The 24,160-nt window shown below is 75.2% G+C and carries 21 protein-coding genes and 1 pseudogene; 13 read left to right on the top strand and 9 right to left on the bottom strand.

Annotation, left to right across the window (positions count from 1 at the left end; all coding sequences use genetic code 11):
* Positions 1 to 26 precede the first annotated feature (26 nt).
* The 4 genes from ACI79E_RS21285 to ACI79E_RS21270 are packed head-to-tail and all read left to right on the top strand — an operon-like array spanning position 27 to position 3,975.
* Complete coding sequence (locus ACI79E_RS21285; protein WP_456934573.1) at positions 27 to 1,316, top strand: FAD-dependent oxidoreductase; 1,290 nt, start codon at positions 27 to 29, stop codon at positions 1,314 to 1,316.
* Positions 1,313 to 2,593, top strand: a complete 1,281-nt coding sequence (locus ACI79E_RS21280; RefSeq protein ID WP_456934572.1) for an aconitase X — start codon at positions 1,313 to 1,315, stop codon at positions 2,591 to 2,593. The genes ACI79E_RS21285 and ACI79E_RS21280 overlap by 4 nt, the downstream gene beginning before the upstream one ends.
* Positions 2,590 to 3,012, top strand: a complete 423-nt coding sequence (locus ACI79E_RS21275) for an aconitase X swivel domain-containing protein (protein ID WP_456934571.1) — start codon at positions 2,590 to 2,592, stop codon at positions 3,010 to 3,012. The genes ACI79E_RS21280 and ACI79E_RS21275 overlap by 4 nt, the downstream gene beginning before the upstream one ends.
* Positions 3,013 to 3,060: 48 nt before the next feature.
* The gene (locus tag ACI79E_RS21270; RefSeq protein WP_456934570.1) at positions 3,061 to 3,975 is read left to right on the top strand and encodes an IclR family transcriptional regulator domain-containing protein; all 915 of its coding nucleotides are present in this window, start codon (positions 3,061 to 3,063) and stop codon (positions 3,973 to 3,975) included.
* Between the two features lie 40 nt (positions 3,976 to 4,015).
* Here the strand turns inward: ACI79E_RS21270 and ACI79E_RS21265 are convergent, their stop codons facing one another.
* From ACI79E_RS21265 to ACI79E_RS21255, 3 genes and pseudogenes are all read right to left on the bottom strand, one after another.
* On the bottom strand, positions 4,016 to 5,680 hold the full coding sequence (locus tag ACI79E_RS21265; RefSeq protein ID WP_456934569.1) for an AMP-binding protein: 1,665 nt from the start codon (positions 5,678 to 5,680) through the stop codon (positions 4,016 to 4,018).
* Positions 5,677 to 6,732, bottom strand: a complete 1,056-nt coding sequence (locus ACI79E_RS21260) for a hypothetical protein (RefSeq protein ID WP_456934568.1) — start codon at positions 6,730 to 6,732, stop codon at positions 5,677 to 5,679. Before ACI79E_RS21260 ends, ACI79E_RS21265 begins: the two co-directional genes overlap by 4 nt.
* A 13-nt stretch (positions 6,733 to 6,745) precedes the next feature.
* Positions 6,746 to 7,282, bottom strand: a pseudogene (locus tag ACI79E_RS21255) (UGSC family (seleno)protein).
* Between the two features lie 135 nt (positions 7,283 to 7,417).
* Between ACI79E_RS21255 and ACI79E_RS21250 the strand changes: the two are divergent.
* Both ACI79E_RS21250 and ACI79E_RS21245 read left to right on the top strand, forming a co-directional pair.
* Positions 7,418 to 8,290, top strand: coding sequence for an alpha/beta fold hydrolase (locus ACI79E_RS21250; protein WP_456934567.1), 873 nt, complete (start codon positions 7,418 to 7,420; stop codon positions 8,288 to 8,290).
* A gap of 10 nt (positions 8,291 to 8,300) precedes the next feature.
* Positions 8,301 to 9,821: an acetyl-CoA hydrolase/transferase family protein gene (locus tag ACI79E_RS21245; RefSeq protein WP_456934566.1), complete on the top strand. Its 1,521-nt coding sequence runs from the start codon at positions 8,301 to 8,303 to the stop codon at positions 9,819 to 9,821.
* 60 nt (positions 9,822 to 9,881) lie between these two features.
* Here ACI79E_RS21245 and ACI79E_RS21240 read toward each other — a convergent pair whose 3' ends face one another.
* The 4 genes from ACI79E_RS21240 to ACI79E_RS21225 all read right to left on the bottom strand — a co-directional run bounded on the left by ACI79E_RS21240 (position 9,882) and on the right by ACI79E_RS21225 (position 14,093).
* Positions 9,882 to 10,481 carry a YceI family protein gene (locus ACI79E_RS21240; RefSeq protein WP_456934565.1) on the bottom strand — a complete coding sequence of 200 codons (600 nt, stop codon included), beginning with the start codon at positions 10,479 to 10,481 and terminating at the stop codon, positions 9,882 to 9,884.
* A 76-nt stretch (positions 10,482 to 10,557) separates the two neighbouring features.
* Entirely contained in the window at positions 10,558 to 11,418 is an 861-nt protein-coding gene (locus tag ACI79E_RS21235; protein WP_456934564.1) for an amidohydrolase family protein, read from the bottom strand.
* Position 11,419: 1 nt separating this feature from the next.
* A complete protein-coding gene (locus ACI79E_RS21230) occupies positions 11,420 to 13,213 on the bottom strand; it encodes a feruloyl-CoA synthase (protein ID WP_456934563.1) in 1,794 nt (597 codons plus the stop codon).
* Between the two features lie 82 nt (positions 13,214 to 13,295).
* Entirely contained in the window at positions 13,296 to 14,093 is a 798-nt protein-coding gene (locus ACI79E_RS21225) for an enoyl-CoA hydratase-related protein (RefSeq protein WP_456934562.1), read from the bottom strand.
* A gap of 96 nt (positions 14,094 to 14,189) precedes the next feature.
* Here ACI79E_RS21225 and ACI79E_RS21220 point away from each other — a divergent pair, with 96 nt between their 5' ends.
* Together ACI79E_RS21220 and ACI79E_RS21215 are read left to right on the top strand one after the other, a co-directional pair.
* The gene (locus tag ACI79E_RS21220; protein WP_456934561.1) at positions 14,190 to 14,948 is read left to right on the top strand and encodes an SDR family NAD(P)-dependent oxidoreductase; all 759 of its coding nucleotides are present in this window, start codon (positions 14,190 to 14,192) and stop codon (positions 14,946 to 14,948) included.
* Positions 14,945 to 15,349 (top strand): RidA family protein, encoded by a 405-nt coding sequence (locus ACI79E_RS21215; RefSeq protein WP_456934560.1) that lies wholly within the window; start codon positions 14,945 to 14,947, stop codon positions 15,347 to 15,349. The genes ACI79E_RS21220 and ACI79E_RS21215 overlap by 4 nt, the downstream gene beginning before the upstream one ends.
* 10 nt (positions 15,350 to 15,359) lie before the next feature.
* On the opposite strand, the gene ACI79E_RS21210 is transcribed toward ACI79E_RS21215, so the two are convergent.
* Positions 15,360 to 16,202, bottom strand: coding sequence for a PaaX family transcriptional regulator (locus ACI79E_RS21210; protein ID WP_456934559.1), 843 nt, complete (start codon positions 16,200 to 16,202; stop codon positions 15,360 to 15,362).
* Between the two features lie 122 nt (positions 16,203 to 16,324).
* On the opposite strand from ACI79E_RS21210, the gene ACI79E_RS21205 reads away from it, so the two are divergent.
* The 4 genes from ACI79E_RS21205 to ACI79E_RS21190 all read left to right on the top strand — a co-directional run bounded on the left by ACI79E_RS21205 (position 16,325) and on the right by ACI79E_RS21190 (position 21,757).
* A complete protein-coding gene (locus tag ACI79E_RS21205; RefSeq protein ID WP_456934558.1) occupies positions 16,325 to 17,932 on the top strand; it encodes an AMP-binding protein in 1,608 nt (535 codons plus the stop codon).
* A 5-nt stretch (positions 17,933 to 17,937) separates the two neighbouring features.
* Positions 17,938 to 20,301 (top strand): bifunctional salicylyl-CoA 5-hydroxylase/oxidoreductase, encoded by a 2,364-nt coding sequence (locus ACI79E_RS21200; RefSeq protein ID WP_456934557.1) that lies wholly within the window; start codon positions 17,938 to 17,940, stop codon positions 20,299 to 20,301.
* Positions 20,302 to 20,375: 74 nt separating this feature from the next.
* Positions 20,376 to 21,110: an alpha/beta fold hydrolase gene (locus ACI79E_RS21195; RefSeq protein WP_456934556.1), complete on the top strand. Its 735-nt coding sequence runs from the start codon at positions 20,376 to 20,378 to the stop codon at positions 21,108 to 21,110.
* A 98-nt stretch (positions 21,111 to 21,208) separates the two neighbouring features.
* Entirely contained in the window at positions 21,209 to 21,757 is a 549-nt protein-coding gene (locus ACI79E_RS21190) for a DUF6158 family protein (protein ID WP_456934555.1), read from the top strand.
* A 106-nt stretch (positions 21,758 to 21,863) separates the two neighbouring features.
* Here ACI79E_RS21190 and ACI79E_RS21185 read toward each other — a convergent pair whose 3' ends face one another.
* Positions 21,864 to 22,709 carry a PaaX family transcriptional regulator gene (locus ACI79E_RS21185; RefSeq protein WP_456934554.1) on the bottom strand — a complete coding sequence of 282 codons (846 nt, stop codon included), beginning with the start codon at positions 22,707 to 22,709 and terminating at the stop codon, positions 21,864 to 21,866.
* Between the two features lie 188 nt (positions 22,710 to 22,897).
* On the opposite strand from ACI79E_RS21185, the gene ACI79E_RS21180 reads away from it, so the two are divergent.
* On the top strand, positions 22,898 to 24,118 hold the full coding sequence (locus ACI79E_RS21180; RefSeq protein WP_456934553.1) for an ABC transporter substrate-binding protein: 1,221 nt from the start codon (positions 22,898 to 22,900) through the stop codon (positions 24,116 to 24,118).
* The last annotated feature ends 42 nt before the right edge of the window (positions 24,119 to 24,160 follow it).

The raw sequence follows: 24,160 nt of genomic DNA, 5'->3' as shown, positions 1-24,160 counted from the left end.
GCCCACCCGCGGTCGTGGGGTTTTAGGTGTTGTTGGTGGTCGGCGGGGGGCCGGCCGGCTTATTGGCCGCGCCCCCCCCCGCCCGCGCCGGGCGCTCGACGATCCTCGTCGAGCGCAACGGCTACACCGGCGGCGCGGGCAGCGCGGGCGGGCTGTCCACCTTCTGCGGCCTGCACGCCCGGGTGCACGGCGAGGACCGTCAGGTCGTGCACGGCCTGGCCGACGAGCTGCTGGACCGGATCGACGCGCTGGACGGGCTCAACCCGCCGCACCTGAGCTTCGCCAACCGCATCCTCGCCCAGGCCTACGACATCAGCGCCTACAAGATCGCCCTGGACGACCTGCTGGTCGAGTCCGGCGTGACGCTGCTGTTCCACGCCCTCGCCGTCGGCGTCGTCATGGCCGACGAGACCACCGTGGACGCGCTGCTGGTGGAGTCCAAGTCCGGCCGCGGCGCGATCCGGGGGCGGGTGTTCGTCGACGGCTCCGGGGACGGCGACCTCGCCGCGTGGGCCGGGGCGCCGTACGAGAAGACCGACCCGGCGCACGGGATGCTCTACCCCTCGCTGATGTTCCGCGTCAACGGCGTCGACCCGGAGGCCGCGCGGGCCACCTACGACCGGCTGCCGGCGCTCATGGCTGAGGCCGAGGCCGCCGGCCGCTTCACCTTCCCCCGCAAGCGGCCGATCGTGCGCCCGCAGCGCAACCCGCTGGAGTGGCGGGCCAACATCACCCAGCTGCGCAACCCCGACGGCAGCGCGATCGACGGCACCGACGTGTGGCAGCTGACCCGCGGGGAGCTGCAGGGCCGCCGCCAGGTCCGCGACGTCTTCCCGTTCTACCGGCGGGAGGTGCCCGGCTTCGAGGCCGCGTACGTCGTCGACATCGCCCCGGACATCGGCATCCGCGAGACCCGGCGGATCGTCGGCGCCTACCAGCTCGGCGAGGACGACATCCTCGACTGCGCCGACTTCCCCGACGCGATCGGCGTCAACGGCTGGCCGGTGGAGGCGCACGTCGCCGGTGACGTGGAGATCCGCTGGCAGCGGCGGCCGCGGGGCTACAACCAGCTGCCCTTCCGCATGGTCGTGCCGCAGCGGCTGACCAACACCTACGTGGTCGGCCGGTGCGCGTCGATGACCCACGAGGGGCAGTCCAGCGCCCGGGTCACCGGCCCCTGCTTCGCGATGGGCCAGGCCGCCGGCACCGCCGCCGACCTGGTGCTGTCGGCGGGAGTGGCCGTCGGCGAGGTCGACGTGGCCAAGCTGCAGGCCCGGTTGCAGGAGGACGGCGCCTGGCTGGGGGAGGACCGGTGAGGCTGGCCGACGACGAGCGGGCGATGCTCGACGGCGCCCAGGGCGAGGCGGTCGCCGCCGCGATGGACCTGCTGGTCCGCTACGGCGAGGTGCTCGGCGCCGAGCGGCTGGTCGACACCGACAACGTGTGCGGGGCCAACCTCTTCGGCTCCCGGCACAGCCTGGTGTGCGGCTCCCCCACCCCGGACGCCGCCTTCTCCGAGCACAGCCTCGACGCCCCGCGGGTGCTGACCATCCCGCCGGTCAGGGCGCAGAGCTACCAGCTCATCGGGCCGATGGACACCGAGCACTGGCGGGTGCAGGGGGTGCCGCAGGCCGAGCACGACGAGATCGTGGCCAGCGAGCGGTACAACGCCGAGCACGGCATCCACCTGCTCAACACCTGCACGCCGTACCAGGTGGGCAACGTGCCGCTCAAGGGCGAGCACTGCGCCTGGATGGAGAGCTCGGCGGTCGTCTACGTCAACTCCGTGCTCGGCGCGCGCACCAACGTGGAGGGCCGGGAGAGCACCGGCGCGGCCATGCTCACCGGCAAGATCCCCTACTGGGGCCTGCACCTGGAGGAGAACCGGCACGGCACCCACCTCGTGGAGGTCGACGTCCCGGTGACCAGCAACCGGGACTGGGGGCTGCTGGGCTACTGGATCGGCGAGCAGGTGCCCGAGGAGGCCATCCCCGTGGTCGACGGGATCACCGCCACCCCCGACCTGGTCCGGCTCAAGCACTTCGGCGCCGCGGCCGCGTCCTCGGGCGGCGTGGAGATGTACCACGTCCCCGGCACCACCGCCGAGGCCCGCACGGTGGAGGAGGCCCTCGCCGGCCGGGCCCCCCGGGTGCGGTTGCGCTACGGGGCGGCGCAGCGGCGGGCGGCCTACGAGCACCTCAACGCCACCGCGACCGACACCGACGTCGACCTGGTCATGATCGGGTGCCCGCACGCGACGCTGGGCCAGATCCGCGACGTCGTCCGGCTGCTGGAGGGCCGCCGGGTGCACGCCGACACCGAGCTGTGGGTGTTCACCCCGCGGGCGCTGCGGCACGTGGCCGAGCAGAACGGCTACGCGCGGGCCCTGGAGGACGCGGGGGCGCTGCTGATGAGCGACACCTGCCCCGCGATCGGCCAGTTCCTGCCGGAGGGCACCCGGGTCATCGCCACCGACTCGGCCAAGCAGGTGCACTACCTGCCGGCGATCATGGGCGTGCAGGGCCGGTTCGGCACGCTCGCCGAGTGCGTGGACGCCGCGGTGACCGGCACCTGGCGCGGGGAGGCACCGTGAGGTCCCCGGTCGTCCTCACCGGCCGCGGGCTGGTCGGCGGCGTCGCCGAGGGCGAGGCGCTGGTCACCCGCGAGGCGATCTCCGGCTGGGGCGGGGTGGAGCCGCGCGCCGGCCGGGTGATCGAGTCCCGTCACGAGCTGGTCGGGCAGTCCTTCGCGGGCAGGGTGCTGGTCTTCCCGACGGCGAAGGGCTCCTCGGGCTGGTCGGGCATGTTCCACATGTCCCGGCTCCTGGGCTCGGCGCCGGCCGCGATGGTCTTCACGACGATGAACACCAAGATCGCGCTCGGGGTGGTGGTGACCCACGTGCCCGCGGTGACCGACCTCGACGGCGACCCGTTCGAGGTGATCCGCACCGGCGACCGGGTCCGGGTGGACGCCGACCGCGGACAGGTGATCATCACCCCTGCGGGCGGGTAGCGTCGTCGCGACCTGTCCCGGGCGAGGGCGCACGGACGAGGATCGCTGGTGCAGACACACGCCGCGGCACCGGGCCGCGGCCGCGCGGAGGAGCTGGGCCCCCTGACCGAACCCGAGGACGTGCCCGCCGCCGACGCCGGCGGAGCCGCGGACGAGCCGGACGGTCCCCGGCCGCGGGGGGACTACTTCGTGCAGTCGCTGGAGCGCGGGCTGGCGGTCATCCGGGCGTTCACCGCCGAGGAACCGGAGCTCACCCTCAGCGACATCGCGCGGCGCACCGGCATGACCCGCGCCGCGGCCCGCCGCTTCGTGCTCACCCTGCTCGACCTCGGCTACGTCGGCACCATCGACCGCCGCTTCCACCTGCGCCCCAGCGTGCTCGAGCTCGGCTACACCTACCTGTCGATGCTGTCGTTCCCGCAGGTGGCGACCTCGCACCTCACCGCGCTGTCCGCCGAGCTCAACGAGACCACCAGCGTCGCGGTCCTCGACGGCGACGACATCGTCTACGTGGCCCGGGTGGGCGCCCGGCGGGTGTGGTCCAGCCAGCTGACCGTGGGCACCCGGCTGCCGGCCTTCGTCACCTCCCACGGCCGGGTGCTGCTGGCGGCGCTGCCGGACGACGCGCTGGAGGCCTACCTGGCCCGGGCCCGGCTGGAGCCCCGCACCGCGCAGACCACGACCGACCGGGACGAGCTGCGCCGGGCGGTCCTGCAGGCCCGGGCCGACGAGTTCGCGCTGGTCGACCAGGAGCTGGAGGAGGGCGTCACCTCGATGGCCGTCCCGATCCGGGAGGCCTCGGGCGCCGTGGTCGCCTCGGTCAACGTCGGCACGCAGTCGCGCCGGCACTCCCCCGCCGAGCTGCGGCGCATCGCGCTGGGGCCGCTGCGGGAGACCGCCCGGCAGATCGAGCGGGACATCGCCGTGCTCGGCGCCCGCGTCACGCCGCCCGCCCGGTTCTGACCCGCCGCCGCCCGCCCAGCCCTGCGCCGGCCCCGCCCGTTCAGCCCTGCGCCGGCGCGCCGGCCGCCCGGCGGGCCGCGCCGGCGGCCCAGCGGCGGTCGACCTTGCCCGACACCGTCCGCTCGATGGCCGGCACGACCACCACCTCGCGGGGCCGCTTGTAGCCGGCCAGCCGCCCGCCGACCGCGGCGCTCAGCTCGGCGGGGTCCAGCCGCGCCCCCGGCTCGGCCACCACCAGCGCGGTCACCCGGCTCCCCCACCGGTCGTCGGGCACCCCGACGACGACGGCCTCGGCCACGCCCGGGCACGCGACGAGGGCCTCCTCGACCTCCTCGGCGAACACCTTCTCCCCGCCGGTGTTGATGACGCCGGAGCCGCGGCCCAGCAGCGTCAGCGTGCCGTCGGCCTCGAGCACGGCGGCGTCCCCCGGCACGGCGTAGCGGACCCCGTCGACGGTGCGGAACACCGCCGCGGTGGCGGCCGGGTCGTCGAGGTAGCCCAGCGGCAGGTTGCCGGTGCTGGCCAGCACCCCGACCTGCCCGGAGCCGGGGACGACGTCGCTGCCGTCGGGGGCGAGGACCCGGGCGTTGGGCGGCAGGGCGAACCGTGAGCTGACCGTGTCGGGGTCCGGCCCGGACAGCGAGACGCCGAACGGCCCGCCCTCGGTGGCGGCGATGCTGTCCTGCAGGGTCATGCGGCCGGCCTGGAGCAGGCGCCGCTTGGTCTCGGTGCCCCAGCGGACGCCGGAGCTGAACACCCGCCGCAGCGACGAGAGGTCGTAGGGGGTGCCGGCGGCCGCGGCGCGGTCCAGCTCGGCGACCAGCGGGACGGCGAAGGCGTCGCCGACGATGACCAGTTCCGCGACCCGGTGCCGCTGCACCGCCGTCCACAGGGCGGCCGGGTCCAGCGACCGCTGCGGCAGCGTGACCACCCGGCCGCCGCGCAGCAGGTTGCCCAGCGAGGTGAAGAAGCCGGTGCCGTGCATGAGCGGTGAGGCCGGCAGCACGACCGGCTCGGTGCCGCTGCCGACCGCCTCGATGGCCGAGGCGACCACGCCCGCCGTGTCGGCGGGCACCGGGAGGTCCACCCGCCTGTACGCCGAGGACACCACGCCGCAGAGGCCGGCGGAGTCCCAGACCACGCCCTTGGGCAGGCCGGTGGTGCCGCCGGTGAGCACGATGACCGGGTCGTCGGGCGACCGTTCGCACCGGGGCGCCGGCGGCCCGGCCAGCGCGTCGGCGTAGCCGGTGGCGCCCGCCGGCGGCGTCCCGTCCCCGGCGACGACGACCGAGCGCAGCCGGGGCAGCCGGCCGGCGACGGCGACGGCCCGGCCCGCGAGACCGGCGTCGGCGACGAGCGCGCGGGCGTCGACCATGCCGAGCACCTGCTCCAGCTCGGTCTCGAGGTAGCGGTAGTTGACGTTGACCGGCACCGCCCGCAGCTTGAGGACGGCGAACAGGCTCTCCAGGTACTCCGGGGAGTTGTACAGCGCGATGCCGACCCGGTCGCCGCGGCCCACGCCGGCCGCGGCCAGGGCGCCGGCCAGCCGGGCGGCGTGGTCGTCGAACACCGCCCAGGTCACCACCCGGTCGCCGTGCACCAGCGCGGCCCGCGACGGGTCGAGGGCGCCCACCGCGTCGGCGACCGCCTCCAGCAGCGTCGCGGGGTTCTCCGCGACGCGGGGCGTCTCCGGGCCGCCGGTCACGCGCCGATCCGGGTGACCGCCGGCCGGCCGCCGCGCGGGCCGAAGGTCTCGACCACCGCGGACACGCCGGAGTTCGACGCCCCGGCGACGACCACGAGGACGGCGTCGGGCGAGGTCATGGCGTGGATGCCGTCCCGGGCGGGGTCGGGACCGGCGTCGAGGACGGCGTCGGGGTGGTCGCGGGCCACCCGCCAGTGGCTCGTGGCCGACACCGCGCCCTTGCCCACCCGGTCGAGGGCCTCGCGGGGCAGGAAGGACTGCTCGTGGAGGTACCGGGACACGTCCCGCTTGGCCCACCCGGCGTCGGCGAGCAGGTGCGCGTGCTCCGGGCCCAGCACGACGCAGGCGCTCACCGTCTGGTGCAGCAGCGCGCCGGTGCGGGCCAGCGACCCGGCGACGTCGGCGAGCAGCTGCTCGGGGACCCGGGTGTGCCGGGCCTCGACGTGCAGCGTGGAGCGCATCGTGAACGCCGTCACCGCGCTGTCCTCGGGGGCCAGGCCGCAGTCGACGTGCAGCGGCGGCCACGGCGACTCCTCCTCGTTCTCCCCGATGCACGCGGTGTACTTCGCCGGCGTGCCCTGGGTGGCCTGGTCCAGCTCGTGCGGCCGCAGCCCGAGGGCGTTGATCGCGGTCAGCCGGACGGCGCGGCCGATGGTCGCGTTGGCGCGGAAGCCGGGCCCGAACACGTTGCCCTGGCTGTTGACGCCCAGCTCACGGCGGACCGGGCCGTTGACCAGCAGCAGCGAGCCGGTGCCGGTGGTGCTCTGCCAGATCCCCTTGCGCGGGTAGCCCTCCTCGCGCAGGGAGTCCCACGCCGCGACGACGACCGGGAAGTACTCCGGCAGGCACCCGGCCATCACCGCGTTGACCGCCGCCAGCCGGACGGTGACCGCCCGGTTGAGCTGCGGCATCTCCAGGAGGACCTCGCCCGGGTCGCGGTCGACCCGGGCGAGCATGGCCTCCGCGGCCTCCCGGTCGCAGGGGACGACGGGCAGCCCGTCGGTCCAGCCCTGCGCGTAGCAGTGCTCGATCGCCCGCTGCGTGGGGTTCACGCGGATCCCCCCGTCACTCCTCGACCCCGAGGAGCTGCAGCACGCGGGGCAGCATCTCCTCGACCCGCTGCCGGATGCCCTCGGCGGACAGGCTCGCCACCGGGTGCGGGATGGACACGTACTGGAAGCCCGGGAACCCGTAGGTCCGGGCCATCGCCTCCGCGGTGACGCGGAAGGCGTCGGTGCAGATGGAGACGGCGGGCACGCCCGCGCGCTCCAGCAGGATCCCGTCGGCCAGACTGGCCGCGCTGCAGGAGCCCTAGTCGCCGATCGCCGTGATGGCGAAGTCGCACTCCTCGAAGATCCGCTGGGTCTGGGTGGGCTCCACCGGCGTCCCGAAGTAGGGCTTGGTGAACATCAGGACGTCCTTGACGCCGTAGCGCTCCTTGAGCACCGAGCCCACCTCGGTGAGCAGTGCGGCGCCGTTGGGCTTGCCGTTGTCCAGCAGGCCCAACGTGCGGCCGCGCAGGGTGGTGACCCGCGGTGCCAGGGAGGTGTCGGCGGTGGCGTCCGTGGCGCCGGTGGGGTCCAGGATGGACTCCAGCTCCATGGCGGCTCCTCGTCGTCGAGCGGTGGCCCCGGCGACACACCTGTGCGGCATGCGCACACCGGTTCCCTTGCCGCACGGGACCCTAGCCAGCGCTCCGCGTCCGGGTCAACGCTCCCGCCCCGTACCGTGCCGGGCATGACCGCCCCCGCCGTCGACACCGCCCCGGCGTGGTTCACCCGCGCGGTGGCCGCCGTCCCCGAGCACCGGGACGTCGACGTCGACGGCGTCCGGGTGCACTACCGGGCGTGGGGGACCCCGGGCCGGCCCGGCCTGGTGCTGGTGCACGGCGGCGCCGCGCACTCGGGGTGGTGGGACCACGTCGCCCCGCTCCTGGAGACCCACCGGGTGGTGGCCCCCGACCTCAGCGGGCACGGCGACAGCGACCGCCGGGACACCTACGGGACGGCGCAGTGGGCGCGGGAGGTGCTCGCCGTCGCCGCCGCGGAGGGGCTGTCCCGGCCGGTGGTGCTGGGCCACAGCATGGGCGGCTGGGTGGCCCTGACCGCCGGCGTCGAGCACGGGGACGCCGTCGCCGGCGTGGCGGTCATCGACTCCCCGCTGGACCGCCAGCCGCCGGAGGAGCAGGACCTGCGGCAGCAGCCCCGGGTGCACAGGGTCCACCCGGACCTCGACGCCGCGGTCGCCCGGTTCCGCACCCTGCCCGCCCAGGACGTGTACCTGCCGCACGTCCGCGAGCACGTCGCGCGCGGGTCGCTGCGCGCGGTCGAGGGCGGCTGGACGTGGAAGTTCGACCCCGGCTTCTTCGGCAGCCGCCCGCTGGTGCGCCAGCTGCTCCCCCGGCTGGCCGCCCCCGCGGCGCTGTTCCGCTGCGAGCACGGCCTGGTCACCACCGAGATGGCCGCCGAGATGGCGGCGCTGGTGCCCGGCGGGCTGCCGGTGGTCGACCTGCCCGAGGCCGGGCACCACCCGATGCTCGACCAGCCCCTGGCCCTGCTCGCCGGGATCCGGACGCTGCTCGCCGTGTGGCCTCCCGCCCACCGCGCGTAGCGTCGGGCCCATGCCGGGGTCTGGACGCATCCACCACCCGGGCCTGGCCCGCCGGGTCGTGTCGGCCGAGGCCGCCGCCGCGCACATCCGCCACGGCGACACCGTGGGCATGAGCGGCTTCACCGGCGCCGGCTACCCCAAGGCCGTACCAGAGGCCCTGGCGCGGCGGATCTCCGACAGCCACGCCGCCGGGCACCCGTTCCGGGTCAACATCTGGACCGGCGCCTCCACCGCCCCGGAGCTCGACGGCGCGCTGGCCGCCGCCGACGGCATCGAGCTGCGGCTGCCGTACCAGTCCGACCCGGTGAGCCGCGAGAAGATCAACGCCGGGCTCATGGAGTACATCGACGTCCACCTCTCCCACGTCGCCCAGATGGCGTGGATGGGGTTCCTCGGCCCGCTCGACGTCGCCGTGGTCGAGGTCAGCGGCATCACCGCGGACGGGCACCTCGTCCCGTCGTCCTCGGTGGGGAACAACAAGACGTGGCTGGACCAGGCCGACCGGGTGGTCCTGGAGGTCAACTCCTGGCAGAGCCCGGCCCTCGACGGGATGCACGACGTCTACTACGGCACCGCGCTGCCGCCCGCCCGCGTGCCGATCCCCCTGGTCGGCCCGGCGGACCGGATCGGCGTGCCGTACCTGCGCTGCCCCGAGGAGAAGGTCGTCGCGATCGTCGAGACCGACGCCCCCGACCGCAACACCCCCTTCAAGGCGCCGGACGCCGACTCGCGGGCCATCGCCGGGCACATCGTGGAGTTCCTCGAGCACGAGGTGGCCCGCGGCCGCATCCCGCGCTCGCTGCTGCCGCTGCAGTCGGGGGTCGGCAACGTGGCCAACGCCGTCATGGCGGGGCTCGGTGAGTCGTCGTTCGAGGGGCTGACCGCCTACACCGAGGTCATCCAGGACGGCATGCTCGACCTGCTGTGCTCCGGCCGCATGGTGTCGGCGTCGGCGACGGCGTTCTCGCTGAGCCCGGACGGCGCCGCGCGGTTCGACGCCGAGGCCGACGTGCTGCGCGAGCGGATCCTGCTGCGGCCGCAGGAGATCAGCAACCACCCGGAGATCGTCCGGCGGCTCGGCGTCCTGGCGATGAACGGGCTGATCGAGGCCGACATCTACGGCAACGTCAACTCCACCCACGTCATGGGCAGCCGGATCCAGAACGGCATCGGCGGCTCCGGGGACTTCGCCCGGAACGCCTTCACCTCGTTCTTCCTCACCCCCTCGACGGCCAAGGGCGGGGCGATCTCGACGATCGTGCCGATGGTCAGCCACGTCGACCACACCGAGCACGACGTCTCGGTGGTCGTCACCGAGCAGGGCCTGGCCGACCTGCGGGGGCTGCCGCCGCGCAAGCGGGCCGAGCTGGTGATCGAGCGCTGCGCCCACCCGGACTACCGGCCCCTGCTGCGCGACTACTACGAGCGCGCCCTGCGGGACGCCCCCGGCCGGCACACCCCGCACCTGCTGGCCGAGGCGCTGGGCTGGCACACCCGCTACCTGGCCGACGGGACGATGCTGCCCCGCTGACGGCGCGGCCCGCCCCGCCGGCCCGACGGGCTCCCGTCGCGTCCCGGGCCGGGGCTCCCGTCAGGAGACGCGGACGGCGGAGACGTCGAACTCGATCTGGATGCGGTCGCTGACCAGCACGCCGCCGGTGTCCAGCGGGGTGTTCCAGGTCAGCCCCCACTCACTGCGCCTGATCGCCAGGGCACCCTCGAACCCCACCCGGGTCTGCCCGAACGGGTCCTTCGCCGAGCCGGTCAGAGTGAAGTCGACCGAGACGGGACGGGTGACGTCGCGGATGGTCAGGTCACCGGTCACCGTGTACGCATCGGGCTCGACCTGCTCGACGTCGGTGGAGACGAAGACGATCTCGGGGTAGGTCTCGACGTCCAGGAAGTCCGCGGAGCGCAGGTGCGCGTCGCGGTCGGGCTGGCCGGTGTCGACGCTCGCCGTCCGGATGCGCAGGGTCACCGTGCTGGCCGCCGGGTGGGCGGTGTCCAGGTGCGCGGTGCCGCTGAAGTCGGTGAACGACCCGCGGACCGTGGTGACCATCGCGTGCCGCGCCCGGATGCCGATGCGCGTGTGGGCCGCGTCGACCTCGTAGTCGCCGCTGACGTCGACGAGGGCGCTGGTCGCCGCGTCGAAGTCGGTGGGGTCCGCGTCAGGTGCCCGGTGCTTGCCCATGGCCGACCTCTCCCTTCCCCCGGTACATCCGCACCATCCTGACCGATGCCCCGCGGGCGGACGAACGGGGGTCGCCTCAGCGGGGGTCGAGGCCGCGGTAGACCCGCCGCGCGTTCTCCCCCAGCACCAGCGGGACGACGTCGTCGGGCAGGCCGAGGGAGGCCACGGCGCGGGCGTTGGCGGCCTGGCCGGGGACGCCGGGCCAGTCGGTGCCGTAGATCCACTTGCGCGCCAGCCGGCCCAGGTCGAAGCGGGCGTAGTACTCCGGCAGCCGCTTGGGCGGCAGGCCCGACAGCTCGATCCACACGTTGGGCCGGGAGACCGCCAGGAACGCCGCGGCGTCGTACCACCACCCGCGGCCGCCGTGGGCGAGCACCACCTGCAGGTCGGGGAAGTCCCGCAGGACGGCGTCGAGCAGCTGCGGGTCGGCGTAGGCGTTGGTCGACCCCGGGAAGCTGCTGGTGCCGCAGTGCACCACCAGCGGCACCCCGCGCTCGACCAGCACGGCGTAGGCCGGGTACATCGCGGCGTCGTCGGCGCGGAACCCGCCGTGCACCGGGTGGATCTTCAGCGCCGCCGCGCCCAGGTCCAGCTGGCGGGTCAGCTCCCGGGCGATCGGGAAGTGCAGGTGCGGGTTGACGTTGGCCACCGGCCGGAACCGGTGCGGGTCGTGCTCGACGATCGGCAGCAGGTCGTCGAAGAGCTGGTAGCCGGTGGCCTTGGGGCTGTACTCGCAGAACAGCAGCGCCACGTCGACGCCGTCGGCGGCCATGAGCCGGGACAGCGCCGCGGGGTCGGGGCTGCCGTCGGGGCGCCAGACCTCCTCCAGGATGCCGGGCGGGCCGAACTGCCGCGCCCAGTCGATCCAGGCCGGCGCGAGCGTGGACAGGTGCGGCACGTGGACGTGGGCGTCCACGAGCAGGTGACCGTCGAGCACGTCAGCGATCCTCCCCCGCCGGCCGGAGGACCACCTGCGGCGGCACCGGGTCGGCGGTGAGCAGCGCCACGAGGTCGGCCCGGCGGTCGCGGACGGCGGCCTGGTTGACGTAGCCCTTGTCGGTGACCTCCCCGGCGTCCAGCTGGGGCGGCTCGGTGAGCACCAGCACCCGCTCCACCGTCTGCGACGAGCCCCCGCCCTGGGCGGCCAGCCGGGTGAGGGTGGCGGCGAGCTCGGCGCGGAGGGCGTCGTCGGGCACGCCGTCGGCGTCGACCCGGCCCGCGTGCTCGGGGTGCAGCCAGACCATGGCGCTGACGAACCCGGCGTCCTGGCCGCAGACGACGGCGTCGGTGAGCAGGCCGCCGGAGGCCGACAGCAGCTGCGGGCGCAGCGTGCCGACGCTGACGAAGGTGCCGGTCATCAGCTTGAAGTCCTCGGCGATGCGGCCCCGGAACAGCAGGCCGGCCGCCGGGTCGCCCGGATCGGCCAGCGCGACGGCGTCCCCGGTGCGGAAGAAGCCGTGCTCGTCGAAGGCGGCGGCGGTGAGGTCGGGACGGCGGGAGTAGCCCGGGGTGACGTTGGGGCCCTTCACGCGGACCTCCGTCTTGACCCCCACCGGCACCAGCGCGAGCTCGACCCCGGGCAGGGGCACGCCGAGCACGTCGCTGCGGGTGATCGGGTAGTGCGCGCTGGTGGCGGCCGGCGCGGTCTCGGTCAGCCCCCACGAGGTGGTCATCTGCATGCGGGCGCCGTGCTCGGCGGCCAGCTTCTCCAGCCGGTCCCACAGCTGCTGCGGGAGGGCCGCGGCGGCGAAGAAGCCCAGCCGCAGCCGCTCGAGGAACGCCGCGGCCGCCGCCCGGTCCCGCTCCAGGTGCGGGAGCAGCGCGGCGTAGCCGGCCGGCACGTTGAAGTAGACCGTGGGGCGGGCGTCGGCCAGGTTCCGCACCGTCCGCCCGACCAGCGCCGGGGCCGGGCGGCCGTCGTCGATCCACAGCGTGCCGCCGTTGACCAGCACCATGTCCAGGTCGTGGCTGCCGCCGAAGGTGTGGCTCCACGGCAGCCAGTCCAGCAGCACCGGCGGCTCCTCGGCGAGGAACGGCCAGACCTGGCGCATCTGCTGCTGGTTGGCCGACAACATCCCGTGGGTGGTGAGCACACCCTTCGGCGCCCCGGTCGAGCCGGAGGTGAACAGGATCTTCGCGACGTCGTCCCGCCGCAGCGCCGCGCACCGGCGGTCGACCTCGGCCGTGGGCTCGGCGCCGAACCCCGCCACCGGGACCGAGCCCGCGACGTCACCGTCGCGGCTGAGCACCGGCCGTTCCCCGGCCACGGCCGCCACGGCGCGGTCGTAGGAGGCATCCTCGGCGACGACCAGGCCGGGGTCGACGAGCTCGGCCATCGCCCGCAGCTTCGCGTGGTCGGCGCTCTGCAGGGAGTACGCGACGCTGGTCGGGACGACCGGCGCGCCCACCGTCATCCCGGCCAGCAGCACGGTCAGGTGCAGCCGGCTGTTGCCCGACAGCACCATGACCGGCCGGTCGGCCAGCCCGCGGTCGAGCAGCCCCTGCGCCAGCCGGTCGGCCTGCACGCGCACCTCGCCCCAGGTCGCGCGCGCCCACTGCTCCCCGGCCCGCTCGGCGACCAGCAGGCGGTCGGGGTGCGCCTCGCTGTGCGCCCGGAAGTCGTGGACGACGCTGACCGCGTGCTCGCCGAGCGGCTCGGCCGACCGCAGCAGCAGCCGCCCGTCGGGCAGGCGCTGCGACTCGATGCGCGGAGGGCGGAAGGTGTCGGGCATCGCGGGCCCCCTCGGGACGTCGTCGGCCGGTGCCCGGATGCTCTACGCGTCGCGCGCCCCGCGTCAAGCAGCGTGTAGCCCGTCAGCGGAAGCGGCGGAAGTCCGGCGGCCGCTTCTCGGCGAAGGCCCGCGCGCCCTCCATGCCCTCCTCGCTGACCGCGAACAGCGACAGCCCGTCGAAGGCCAGGTGCGAGATGCCGCCGAGGTGGTCGCTGTCGGCGTTGAACGAGTGCTTGAGGAAGCGCAGCGCGGTCGGCGAGTAGGAGCCCATCTTCCGGGCCCACTCGCGGGCGGTGTCCAGCAGCCGGTCGCGCGGCACCACCTCGTTGACCAGCCCCCAGCGCTCGGCGGTCGCCGCGTCGTACCGGTCGAGGAGGAACCAGATCTGGCGGGCCCGCTTCTCGCCGACGACCCGGGCGAGGTAGGCCGAGCCGAAGCCCGCGTCGAAGGAGCCCACCCGCGGCCCGGCCTGGGCGAAGGTGGCCTCCTCGCAGGCCACGGTGAGGTCGCAGAGCACGTGCAGGACATGCCCGCCGCCGATCGCGATGCCGTTCACCGCGGCGATCACCGGCTTCGGGACGTCGCGGATGATGCGGTGCAGCCGCTCGATCTCGAACGTGCCCCACTCGGTCTCGCCGTAGCCGCCGGTCTCCGCCCGCTCCTTGACGTCGCCGCCGGTGCAGAAGGCCCGCTCGCCGGTGGCGGTGAGGATGACGGCGGCCACGCGGGGGTCGGCCCAGGCGTGCTTGAACGCCGAGATCAGCTCGTCGACGGTGCGCCCGCGGAAGCTGTTCATGCGCTCCGGGCGGTCGATGGTGATGACGGCGTGGTTGTCCTCCTCGACCTCGTACCGGACGTCGGTGAACTCCTCGGGCCGCATGCCCACCACCCCTCCGTGGTCGCCGGCGCCGGCGGTCGACGAGCCGGTATGTCGCCATGTTGACGGTCGTCACGAGCGGCTGGCAAGCTCCCCGGCGTGGTCGCCCGCCGCTGCCTGGTGACCGGCGCGGGGCGGGGCATCGGCGCCGCCGTCGCCCGCCGGCTGGCCGCCGGGGGCCACGCGGTCGCCCTCACCGCCCGCAGCGCCGACGAGCTGGGGGCCGTGGCCGCCGAGCTGCCCGGGCCCGCGCTCGTCCTCCCCGCCGACCTCACCGCCCCGACCGCCGCCGACGACGTCCTGGGCGCCGTGGAGCGGGAGTGGGGCGGGCCGGTCGAGGTGCTCGTCCTCAACGCCGGCGCCGGCACCTCCGCCCCCCTCGCGCGGACCAGCGACGAGGAGTGGGCGCGGGCGCTGGAGCTGAACCTGACCGCCCCGTTCCGGCTGCTGCGCCGCGCCCTGCCCGGCATGGTCGAGGCCGGCTGGGGCCGGGTGGTGGCGGTCGCCTCCACGGCGGCCAAGCGCGGGGACCCGTACGTGGCGGCCTACACCGCCAGCAAGCACGGGCTGCTGGGCCTGGTGCGGTCGGCCGCCGCCGAGGTGGCCGGCACCGGGGTGACGGTGAACGCCGTGTGCCCCGGCTACGTCGACACCCCGATGACCGACCGCACCGTGGCCACGATCAGCACCGCGACCGGGCGCACGCCGGAGCAGGCACGCGAGGCACTGGCCCGCCGCCAGCCGATCGGCCGGCTGGTGCGGCCCGACGAGGTCGCCGACGCGGTGCTGCTGTGCGTGGCCAGCGCGGCGATCACCGGGCAGGGCATCAACGTCGACGGAGGGACGGTGCAGTCATGACGGGTCTGGAGCGGGTCGACCCGCCGGAGCTGGCCCGGCCCTCGGGGTTCGCGCACGCGGTCGTGGCCGCACCGGGGCGGACGGTCTTCCTCGCCGGGCAGACGGCCATGGACGCCGAGGGCCACATCGTCGGCGGCGACGTCGTCGAGCAGTTCGAGCGGGCGCTGGGCAACCTGCTGACCGCGCTGCGGGCCGCCGGCGGGGAGCCCGGGCAGCTGGCCTCGCTCACCGTGTACGCGGTCGACCTGGCCGACTACCGGGCCCGCGCCCGCGACATCGGCCGGGTGTGGCGGCGCCTGGTCGGCAGCGACTACCCGGCGATGGCCGGCATCGGCGTCGCCCGGCTGTGGGACGACGAGGCGCTGGTGGAGGTGCAGGGCACCGCCGTCCTGCCCGCCTGACCCCCGAGGGTCAGCCGTCGAGGAGGCGGCGGGCGTGGTCGGCGGCGGGCGCGGCGAGCCGACCGGCCAGCTCCGCGAACAGGTCGGCGGCGCGGGCACCGTTCCAGTCGGCCGGCAGCAGCTCCAGCGGCAGCCCCGGGTCGGCGTAGGGCAGCCCCCGCCAGTCGGTCACCAGCCGCACGTGGTCGGCGAACGCCCGCGCGGGGTCGGCCGGCTGGTCGGGCCGGGCCCGCTCCAGGGCCGGGGCGTGCCGGTCGAGGAAGCCGGCGTAGCGCCCGTGCAGCGCGTCGAGGTCCCACCAGCGCGCGACGGCGACCCGCGCCTCCGCCGCCGGCACCCGCGCCCGCGTGAACAGCTCCACGTACCCGGCCAGCCCGCGCCGGCGCAGCACCTCCCGGACGTCGTCCCCCAGGTGCCCGGGGGCGATCCACACCCCCGGTGCCACGGTGCCGAAGCCGAGCCGGGTGAGCTCCGTGCGCAGCCGGTGGCGGTGCTCGCGCTCGGACTCGGGGACGGAGAAGACGACCAGCAGCCAGCCGTCGGAGGCGCTCGCCCGGCGCCGGCCGAAGATCCGCGCGTCGCCCTCGGCCAGCACCTCCAGCGCCTCGCCGGTGAGCGCGTACCCGGCCACGTCGCCGTCGCGCCGGGCGTCGAGCAGCCCCCGCCGCTTGAGCCGGGAGATCGACGAGCGGACCGCGGGCTCGTCGACCCCGAGGTCGGCCATGAGCCGGACGACGGCGGCGACCGACAGCCATCCGCCGCGCTCCCGGGCGTAGAGGCCGTAGAGCGAGACGATCAGCTGGCGGGGCTGGAGGACGACGGCCGGGGACGCCGCCTCCTCGACGGCGGTCACGGCTCCACGATACGGGCCGCCGCCCGAGACCATGCCGTCCCGTTGACTCCCGTCAGCGCAGCGCCATACTGGCGCCAGGGTGCGGCCCCGCCGGACCCGGCGACCGCAGGGAGGTCCGTCCCATGACGCTGAGCGCCCCGCCCTTGAGCCCCTCCGCGCACGTCGACACCTTCTGCCGCGACCACCTGCCCCCGCCGGGCACCTGGCCGGTCCTCGACCTCGGGGACCTCGCCTACGGCCAGCGGCTCAACTGCGCCACCGAGCTGCTCGACGGCACGATCGCCCGGTTCGGCGCCGACCGGCCCTGCCTGCGGACGCCGGACGGCCCGACGGAGAGCTACGGCGAGCTGCGCGCCCGCGCCGGCCGCATCGCCGGCGTCCTCGTCGACGAGCTGGGTCTCGTCCCGGGCAACCGCGTCCTGCTGCGCGGCCCCAACGGCCCGGACCTGGTCGCCTGCTGGCTGGCGGTCCTCCGGGCCGGCGGGGTCGTGGTGACCACGATGCCGGCCCTGCGCGCCGGGGAGCTGGCCACCGTCGGGGAGATGTGCCGGCCCACCGTGGCGCTCTGCGACGCCCGGCTGGCCGACGACCTCGTCCGCGCCGCCGTCCCCGGGATGGCCGTCCTCACCTACGGGGGCGGCGGCCCCGAGGACCTGCTGACCCGCGCGGCGGCGCACCCGGCGGGGTTCCCCGACCTCGCGACCGCCGCCGACGACGTCGCGCTGATGGCCTTCACCTCGGGCACCACCGGCCGGCCCAAGGCCACGCTGCACTTCCACCGCGACGTGCTGGCCATCGCCGACACCTTCTCCGCCCGCGTGCTGCGGCCCCGGCCGGACGACGTGTTCGCCGGCAGCCCGCCGATCGCGTTCACCTACGGCCTCGGCGGGCTGGTCGTCTTCCCGCTCCGGGCCGGCGCGAGCGTGCTGCTGCTCGAGCACCCCTCCCCCGACGTGCTCGCCGACGCCGTGGCCGACCGGGGCGTGACGGTGCTGTTCACCGCGCCCACGGCCTACAAGGCGATCGTGGCCGGCGGGCGCGGGCACCGGCTGGCCGGCCTGCGCCGCGCGGTCTCGGCCGGGGAGCCGCTGCCGGCCGCGGTGTGGCACGGCGTGCACGAGGCCAGCGGGGTGCGGGTCGTCGACGGCATCGGGTCGACCGAGATGCTGCACGTCTTCATCGCGGCGGCCGACGACGACATCCGCCCCGGGTGCACCGGCCGCGCCGTCCCCGGCTACACCGCCGCCGTCCTCGACGACGACGGCAACCCGGTGCCCGACGGCACCGAGGGCCACCTGGCCGTCCGCGGCCCCACCGGCTGCCGCTACCTGGACGGCGACCGGCAGGAGGAGTACGTGCGCCACGGGTGGAACCACACCGGCGACACCTACGTCCGCGACGCCGACGGGTACTTCACCTACCGCGCCCGCACCGACGACATGATCATCTCCGCCGGGTACAACATCGCCGGCCCGGAGGTCGAGCAGGCGCTGCTGACCCACCCGGCCGTCGTCGAGTGCGCGGTCGTCGGCGCCCCGGACCCCGACCGCGGCACGATCGTCAAGGCCTTCGTCGTCCTCGCGCCGGACGCCGGTGGGGTGACCGCCGAGGAGCTGCAGACCCACTGTCGCGGGGTGATCGCGACCTACAAGTGCCCCCGCGCCGTCGAGTTCCGCACCGAGCTGCCCCGCACCAGCACGGGCAAGCTGCAGCGGTACCGGCTCCGGTGAGCGGCATGCGCATCGCGGTGGCCGGCGGCGGCCCGGGCGGGCTCTACCTCTCGGCCCTGGTCAAGCAGCTGGACCCCTCGCACGAGGTCACGGTGTGGGAGCGCAACGCCCCCGACGACACCTTCGGCTTCGGCGTCGTCTTCTCCGACGAGACCCTCGGCGGCATCGAGCACGCCGACCCGGCGGTGTACCGCGAGATGCAGCGGCACTTCGCCCGCTGGGACGACATCGACGTCCACCACCGGGGCCGGGTGACCACCTCCGGCGGGCACGGCTTCGCCGCGATGAGCCGCAGGGAGCTGCTCGGCATCCTGCAGCGGCGCTGCGCCGACCTCGGCGTCCCGGTGCACTTCCGCACCGAGGCCCCTGACCCCGAGCGGCTGCGCGCCGAGCACGACCTCGTCGTCGCCGCGGACGGCGCCCGCTCGGCGGTGCGCACCCGCTACGCCGACGTCTTCCGGCCCACGTTCGACACCCGCCGCTGCCGTTACATGTGGCTGGGCACCGACCTGGTGTTCGAGGCGTTCGAGTTCTTCGTGGAGGAGACGCCGTTCGGCGTCATGCAGATCCACGGCTACCCCTATGACCGCACCGGCAGCACGTTCATCGTGGAGATGCACGAGGACGTGTGGCAGCGCGCCTTCGCCGACGTCGCCGCGCTCGACCTGCCGCCCGGCGAGAGCGACACCAAGTCGATCGCGCTGGTCGAGCAGCTGTTCGCCGGCGTGCTGGGCGGGCACCGGGTGTTCGCCAACAACTCGAGGTGGCTGAACTTCCTGTCGCTGCGCAACGAGACCTGGCGGCACGGCAACCTGGTGCTGCTCGGGGACGCCGCGCACACCGCGCACTTCTCCATCGGGTCGGGCACCAAGCTCGCGATGGAGGACGCGCTCGCCCTGGCCGCCTGCCTGCACGAGCACCCCGGCGTCGACGCCGCCCTCACCGCCTACGAGGCCGAGCGCCGTCCGGTGGTGCTCTCCACCCAGCGGGCGGCGCAGGCCAGCCTGGAGTGGTTCGAGGACATCGGCCGCTACGTGCACCAGGACCCCGAGCAGTTCGCGTTCAACATCATCACGCGCAGCCGGCGGGTCACCCACGACAACCTGCGGCTGCGCGACCCGGAGTTCGTCGCCGGCGTCGACGCGTGGTTCGCCCGCACCCAGCCGGAGCCCGCGGAGCCGCGGCCACCGATGTTCCACTCCTTCCGGCTGGGCGGCCTGGAGCTGGCCAACCGGGTCGTCGTCTCGGCGATGGACATGTACTCCGCGGTCGACGGGCTGCCCACCGACTTCCACCTCGTGCACCTGGGCAGCAAGGCCCTCGGCGGCGCGGGCCTGGTGATGACCGAGATGGTCTGCGTCTCCCCCGAGGGCCGCATCACCCCCGGCTGCACCGGCTTCTACACGGCGGAGCAGGAGGCGGCGTGGGCGCGGGTCGTCGACTTCGTGCACTCGGCGACCGACGCGAGGATCGGCGTCCAGCTCGGGCACTCCGGGCGCAAGGGCTCCACGAAGCTCATGTGGGAGGGCATGGACGAGCCGCTGCCCGCGGGCAACTGGGAGGTCGTGGGCCCCTCGGCGATCCCGTACTCACCGGCCAACGCGGTGCCGCGCGAGCTCACCGACGCCGACCTCGCCGCGATCCGCGACCAGTTCGTGGCCAGCGCCCGCGCCGCGGCCCGCGCCGGCTTCGACGTCCTGGAGCTGCACTGCGCGCACGGGTACCTGCTGTCGTCGTTCATCTCGCCGCTGTCCAACCGGCGCACCGACCGCTACGGCGGACCGCTGGAGAACCGGCTGCGCTACCCGCTGGAGGTGTTCGACGCCGTCCGTGCCGCGTGGCCGGCCGGGCGCCCGATGACCGTGCGGATCTCGGCGACCGACTGGTCCGAGGGCGGCACCGACGTCGAGGACGCCGTCGCGGTCGCGCGGGCCTTCGCCGAGCACGGCGCCGACGGCATCGACGTGTCCACCGGCCAGGTGGTCAAGGACGAGCGCCCGGCCTTCGGGCGCAGCTACCAGACGCCCTACGCCGACCGGATCCGCAACGAGGTGGGCCGCGAGCACGGCGTCGCGGTCATCGCGGTCGGGGCGATCTCCAGCTGGGACGACGTCAACTCGATCCTGCTCGCCGGACGCGCGGACCTCTGCGCGCTGGGCCGCCCGCACCTCTACGACCCGCAGTGGACGCTGCACGCCGCCGCGGAGCAGGGCTACACCGGCCCCGGCGCGCGGTGGCCGGCGCCGTTCCGGGCCGGCAGCCGCCGTCCGCAGACCGGGCGCACCGACGGCCCGCGCCCCCGGCTGCAGCTGGTCCGGGAGGGGACGACGGGCACCCGGCACGCCCGCTGGCGCCCGGGAGCCGGTTGAGGGCCCGCCGGCCGGCGTCCGTGCAGTAGGAAGGCACGGCCGGGGTGGCCGGTACCCGACGAGGAGGAGACCTCATGGCGGAGAACTTCGTGCTCCAGCACGGCGCGTGGCACGGCGGCTGGGCCTGGCAGCCGGTCGCGGCGCGGCTGCGGGCCGAGGGGCACCGGGTCGTGGCGCCCACCAGCCCCGGCCTCGGCATCGACGACGACCCCCGCGGGGTCACGCTCACCGACTGCGTCGACGCCCTGGTCGCCGCCGTCGAACGCTCGGGCCTGGACGACGTGACACTGGTCGGGCACAGCTGGGGCGGATACGTCGTCGCGGGTGCCGCACCCCGGCTGGCCGGCAAGCTGAAGCGGGTCGTGTTCTGGAGCGCCTTCGTCCCCGAGGAGGGCCGGTGCCTCAACGACGAGGTGCCACCGCACTTCACCGAGCTGTTCGAGCAGCTGGCCGCCGCGTCGGACGACAACACGGTGATGCTTCCCCTGGAGGTCTTCCAGGGCGGGTTCATGCAGGACGCCGACCCCGCGACGGCCGCCGTCGTCCACTCGGTGCTGCGCCCGCAGTCGTTCCTCTGCTTCAGCGAGCCGGCGGTCGGCGGCAACGCCTACCGCGACCTCGACGTCCCGATCGACTACCTGCTGTCGGTCGACGACATCGCGCTGCCGCCCGGCGAGCACGCCTGGGCACCGCGCTTCCCCGAGCGCTGCGGCGCCGCGGTCACCGAGGTCCCCGGCAGCCATGAGTCGATGTTCACCCGCCCCGCCGAGCTCGCCGACGGCATCCTGCGGCTGGCCACGGCGCGCTGAGCGCCCCGGCCGCGGCGCCGGGCGAGGTGACAGCCCGGCGCCGCGGCCGACACGATGGGGCCCCGGTCACCGGCGACCGGGGACGGAGGGGAGCGGCCATGACCGAACGACCGGGGATCCCGGCGCGCGAGCTGTCCGACGAGGAGCTGGAACGGCAGGGGGTGCACGCCCACGCGATGCGGCACTGGGTGTTCCTGCACGGCACCGCCGAGCAGTTCCGCACGCACACCGAGCGCATGCTCGAGCTGGAGCAGGAGTACCTGCGCCGGCACCCGCAGCGCACCTGGCAGGGCTCCGGCGGCGACGCCGCGTCACCGTCCCGCGACGACCGCATCCGCGACCTCGTGCAGACGTTCTCGCGGGCGATCACCGCCCTGCTGGACGAGGAGCCCTCGGCGGCGGCGCCGGTCCGCGACCGCACCGACCCCGAGCAGGCCCAGGCCGCGCTGCTGCGCCGGTTCGCCGAGGCCGGCGGGCGGATGCACAAGCTGGAGGCCCACCAGATCGCCCGGCAGCTGGCGCCCGACAGCCACCTGGTGGCCCGGCTCTACCGCCAGGACCCGCCGCTGCTGCAGGCCGAGCGGGACATGCGGGTGCTCACCGACGCCGGCCGGGCCTGGCTGGAGCGGCACCCCGTCCCCGCCTGAGTCGTGCCCGAGTGGGGCCCGGAGGGCTCCGCGGAGGGTGCGACGGTGGGCTCAGCGGTGTGGGGAACGGCACCTGGCCGCGGTGTCGTCCGGCAGGACGACGATGTCACCGCTCGGCGGTCAGGTCGGCCCAGGCCTGCTGGGCGCGCGGCGCCCAGGAGGCGTGCCGCTCGCGGAAGACCTCCGCGGCCCGGCTGCCGCTCCACCGGGGCGGCAGCAGCTCCCGGGGCAGCCCCGGGTCCAGCAGCGGGAAGCGGCGCCACTCCTGCACGAGCCGGACCTGGGCGACCAGCGCCTGGCGGTCGGTGCGGGGCCGCCGCCGGCCGACCAGCTCGAGGAAGTCCTCGTAGCCGCGCTCGATGCCGTCGAGGTCCCAGGCGGTGCGGGCCAGCGAGCGCTCGTCGCCCACCACGCCGGCGGTGGCGACGAACGACCAGCTGCCGGTCAGCAGCCCCAGCTCGTCGAGGACCCGGCGGGCCTCCTGCTCGCGGTCCACGCGCGGGGTGACCCAGGTGCCGGCGTCCAGCGAGCCCAGCCCCGCCCAGCCCAGCTGGGTACGCAGCCGCTGGCGCAGCGCCCGGTTGTTCTCCGGGACGCCGACCGACAGCACCAGCCAGCGGCCGTCCCACCCGCGGTCGTCGGCGGCGAACCCGTAGATGCGCTCGGTGCCCTCCCGCAGCAGGCGGGTGCCGGCGGCGGTCAGCGACCAGCGCGTCTCCCGCCCGATCCGGCTGGGTTCGATCCACCCGCTGTCGGCGGTGCGCATGATCGCCTGGCGGGCGGCCTTCTCCGCGACGTCGAGGTCGGCCAGCAGCTCCAGCAGGCTGGCGGTCCACACCGGGCGGCCGCTGGGCAGCACGAACTCGCCGAGCACGGTGAGCAGCAGGCTGCGCGCGCTGGCGGCACCGAGCTCCTGCCGGCGGGTGACGAACGGTCCGTCCACGACCTCCACGCCCCTCATCGTGACACCCCGTGCCGCGCCGACCGTCGTTCCGCGCCGACCACGACCGCGCAGGTCACGGAACGGCACCAGCTCACCGCGGCCGTCGGTGTGACCCTTGACACACCTCCGGCGCGCACTACATGGTCTGTTGCATCAGGCGTGCGGGTGTAGCACGTCGTGACCTCCGGAGCGTGCCCGTGCTGCATCCACTGTCCGGTCGGCGACTGCTCGGCGGCCTCGGTGCCGGCCTCCTCACCCTGACCATGGCCGCGTGCGGCGGCGGCAGCCTCGGCGGGGAGGAGGAGGGCGGTGGGGCCGGCGGCGGCGAGGGCGGCGGCACCGTCCGCGTCGGCCTGGTCATCCCGCAGGCCGGGGTCTACACCCCGCTGGGCGAGGACATGCAGCAGGGCTGGGACCTCTGGCTGGAGCAGAACGGCGGGGAGCTGGGCGGCTTCACCGTCGAGACGGTCGTCGCCGACGAGGGCGAGGGTCCCGACACCGGCGTCCCGGCCGTGCAGCGGCTGCTCACCGAGGGCGACGTCGACGCGATGGTGGGCATCGTCAACTCCGCCACCGCCCTGGGCGTGGCCGGGCAGGTGACCGAGTCGCAGGTGCCGCTGATCGTGGCGAACGCCGGCGCCGAGGCGATCACCCAGGACGCCGCGAGCCCCTACGTCTGGCGCTCCTCGTTCACCAACGCCCAGATCGCGGCGGCCATGGGCGAGCACCTGGCCGCCGAGGGCATCGGCCCGGTGTACGTCATGGCCCCGGACTACGCGGCCGGCCAGGAGGTCGTCGCCGGGTTCACCCAGGCCTACACCGCCGGCGGCGGCACGATCGCCGGCCAGGCGCTGACCCCGTTCGGCACCACCCAGGACTTCCAGCCGTTCCTGTCCGGCATCCAGGGCTCCGGCGCGGCCGCGACGTTCGTGTTCTACGCCGGCGGCGAGGCGGTCAGCTTCGTCCAGCAGTACGCGGACTTCGGCCTCAAGGACACCGTCCCGCTCTACGGCTCGGGCTTCCTCACCGAGGGCAGCGTGCTCGACGCGCAGGGCCCGGCGGCGGTCGGCGTCCGGACGACGCTGCACTACTCGACCGAGATCGACAACGCCGCCAACACCGAGTTCGTGCAGGCCTACCAGGAGGCCTACGGCGAGCTGCCGACCACCTACGCCGTCCAGGCCTACGACGCGGCCAACGTCCTGTCCCGGGCGCTGGAGGAGGCCGGCGGCACCGACGGCGCGGCGCTGACCGAGGCCCTCGGCGGCCTCGGCGAGATCGACGACAGCCCGCGCGGCCCGTGGAGCTTCACCGACCAGACCCCGGAGCAGGCGGTCTACCTGCGCGAGGTGGTCGACGAGAACGGGACCCTCGTGAACTCCGTCGTCGAGGAGCTCGGCGTCTTCGCCCAGCCCTGACCCGCCCGGTGCCGGGCCGTGGAGGCCACTCCGCGGCCCGGC

The organism is Geodermatophilus sp. SYSU D00079 (genome assembly GCF_054050635.1).
Note: the sequence above shows the minus strand (reverse complement) of the source record. Positions and strands in the feature narration are given on the sequence as shown.

Bases quoted from the DNA above. Each gene is read 5' to 3' on its own strand.
- ACI79E_RS21250 (WP_456934567.1), top strand. From the start codon at position 7,418: ATGACCGCCCCCGCCGTCGACACCGCCCCGGCGTGGTTCACCCGCGCG.
- ACI79E_RS21245 (WP_456934566.1), top strand. From the start codon at position 8,301: ATGCCGGGGTCTGGACGCATCCACCACCCGGGCCTGGCCCGCCGGGTC.
- ACI79E_RS21240 (WP_456934565.1), bottom strand. From the start codon at position 10,481: ATGGGCAAGCACCGGGCACCTGACGCGGACCCCACCGACTTCGACGCG.
- ACI79E_RS21230 (WP_456934563.1), bottom strand. From the start codon at position 13,213: ATGCCCGACACCTTCCGCCCTCCGCGCATCGAGTCGCAGCGCCTGCCC.
- ACI79E_RS21225 (WP_456934562.1), bottom strand. From the start codon at position 14,093: ATGCGGCCCGAGGAGTTCACCGACGTCCGGTACGAGGTCGAGGAGGAC.
- ACI79E_RS21215 (WP_456934560.1), top strand. From the start codon at position 14,945: ATGACGGGTCTGGAGCGGGTCGACCCGCCGGAGCTGGCCCGGCCCTCG.
- ACI79E_RS21205 (WP_456934558.1), top strand. From the start codon at position 16,325: ATGACGCTGAGCGCCCCGCCCTTGAGCCCCTCCGCGCACGTCGACACC.
- ACI79E_RS21200 (WP_456934557.1), top strand. From the start codon at position 17,938: ATGCGCATCGCGGTGGCCGGCGGCGGCCCGGGCGGGCTCTACCTCTCG.
- ACI79E_RS21195 (WP_456934556.1), top strand. From the start codon at position 20,376: ATGGCGGAGAACTTCGTGCTCCAGCACGGCGCGTGGCACGGCGGCTGG.
- ACI79E_RS21190 (WP_456934555.1), top strand. From the start codon at position 21,209: ATGACCGAACGACCGGGGATCCCGGCGCGCGAGCTGTCCGACGAGGAG.